The 2,157-nt window shown below is 52.3% G+C and carries 2 protein-coding genes; one reads left to right on the top strand and one right to left on the bottom strand.

The window, feature by feature from the left end; all coding sequences use genetic code 11:
• Positions 1-133, bottom strand: a 133-nt coding sequence (locus tag BN93_RS19090) for a primosomal protein N' family DNA-binding protein (protein ID WP_198007526.1), incomplete at its 3' end; no start/stop codon positions are given.
• Positions 134-687: 554 nt separating this feature from the next.
• On the opposite strand from BN93_RS19090, the gene BN93_RS18735 reads away from it, so the two are divergent.
• The coding region (locus tag BN93_RS18735; RefSeq protein ID WP_232211184.1) for a tetratricopeptide repeat protein at positions 688-2,157 on the top strand (1,470 nt) is incomplete at its 3' end.

Raw genomic sequence — 2,157 nt, 5'->3', positions numbered from 1 at the left:
TGCAAGTTTTTGACGAACCGAACGGCACAAGCACGCGAACGCCCAGTTTCACCCTTGTAGCCAGCTCGTCAGTGATGGCATAGGTGAAGTAACCCTCTAAGGGGCGGGGCAATATAACGTCTACATAGCGCATGTGCAAGGCCGTTTTTCTTTGTTCTTTTCGTTGTTCTATGCGGTTGGCTTTTGTGTTAGGCAGGGTCTGTTTCGCCGCTTTTCGCAGAGAGATGCCCCGCTTTCGGCAGAAGAATACCGAGGCCTTGGGGCAGAGATTTCCACCCCTTCGGGTTGATGTTTCCGCCCTTTTGGACTCAGAAATTCGTCCTTTTGGAAGGGCATTTCGCCCCTTTGGAAAGCAATTTCGCAAGCAAGCCCAAACCTAACGCAAAGTTACGATTATTTATTTAACGGACTAAACGGGCGGCAAAGTTTTTCACTTTTGTTGCGCACACAAGTTTTTTATCACCCAATTTTGCGGTATGCACATCGTTTGCAGGATGTGAATTTATCGGCAAAGAATGCCTGCCGTTGAACATCTATTAACAAAACAAAGCGCCATTTGTTTAAAAAAAGCAGTATTTTTGCAAAAAACCCACAAGCTACGCCGACCGAAAAGGGCGAGATTATCACTATTTTTTGAACATTCGCACCTGCCGTTCGGTCGCCCTATTGTCGTCAAACCCCTTTCTAATGAAGTGCTTTGTGGCAGAGGTATGCTTACTTATCCCATCGTTTATGGAGGACACTTCTACCCTTTTGCGGCCATCTGCACGCATGGCCTTGCACGCCCGAAAGGCGTTTTTAATTCTATCAGCCCTCTTACTTTTGGCTGCCTGCGCGGGCAGACATCGTTGCTTTACGCCCCAAGAGCGGCGCAAGGCAGACAGCATCGTGGCTCAAGCGCAAGGCATTGAGGCCTTAGCCAAGCTGCAAGCGCAACTGGAAAAGGCCGGAAACAAGCTGGGCAGCGTGGTGGCCTTGCGCGAATGGGGTAAGGCTTTGCGCGACGAAAGCCGCTTTGAAGAGTCGTTACGCGTGCATAGTAAGGGCTTGCAACAGGCCGAAGCCATGGGCGACACCATCGAATGGGTGCTCGCACTGAACTATATCGGCACCAACTATCGCCGGCTGGGCGTGCTGGATGCCGCCCAAACCTACCACTATCAGGCACTGCGACTGACGGAAGAGAGCGGCGACACGTGTTGGCTGGCCAGAAAAAACTATGTGAAATCGCTTAACGGACTGGGAAACATCTACATGACCTTGGGCAACTTCAAACGCGCCGACAGCGTTTTGCGCAAGGCTTTGGCAGGAGAACGCCAGCTGGGAAGCGACGTTGGGCAAGCCATCAACTGCGCCAACCTGGGTTCGGTGGCCAAACACCTGGGCAAAAAAGACAGCGCATGGGCCTACTTCCATCGGTCGATGGCGTTTAACCGGCGCGCCAACAACACGCTCGGCATTGCCCTTTGCCACACGGCTTTTGGTGAAATGTACCAAGAGGCCAAAGAATACGACAAGGCATACGCAGAATATCAAATGGCGTACGAGCAGTTACACGACTCGAAAGACGAATGGCACGCCCTGCAACCGCTGCTTGCCCTGGTGAGCATCGACTACATAACGGGCAACACAAGCACAGCTTTCGAAAACCTACAACGCGCCAAGGCCATCGCCGAAAAGATAAAATCGAAGGAGCATCTGGCCGAAGTGTATTCGCACCTGTACCGTCTTTACGAACGCCAAGGCGACTATCGCGCTGCATTGGCCAACCATGTGCTGGCCAGTGCCATGCAAGACAGCGTGATAGACATGGAGAAGGTGAACCGGATACAAAGCATCAGCCTCAACCTCGAACGCCAAATGCAGGGCGAAAAGGTGAACAAGGCGCGCCAAGAACTGGCATCCGAACGCACTGCCAAAACGAACATACTCTACGCAGGCACGCTGGTTATCGTTGTTTTGGGCCTGCTGATTGGCACTTTGATTTACATGGGCCGCATGCGAAAGCGCAATCACCTGCTGTTAAAGAAGATGAGCGCATTGCGCGAGAACTTCTTTACCAACATCACACACGAGTTCCGCACGCCATTGACGGTTATTCTCGGCCTAAGTCGGGCCATATCGCAAGACAAGAACGTGCCGGCCGACACGCGCGAG

Origin of the sequence: Prevotella conceptionensis 9403948, from assembly GCF_000312305.1 — a bacterium.
Lineage (GTDB): Bacteria > Bacteroidota > Bacteroidia > Bacteroidales > Bacteroidaceae > Prevotella > Prevotella conceptionensis.
This window is presented reverse-complemented; position numbering and strand designations above follow the sequence as displayed.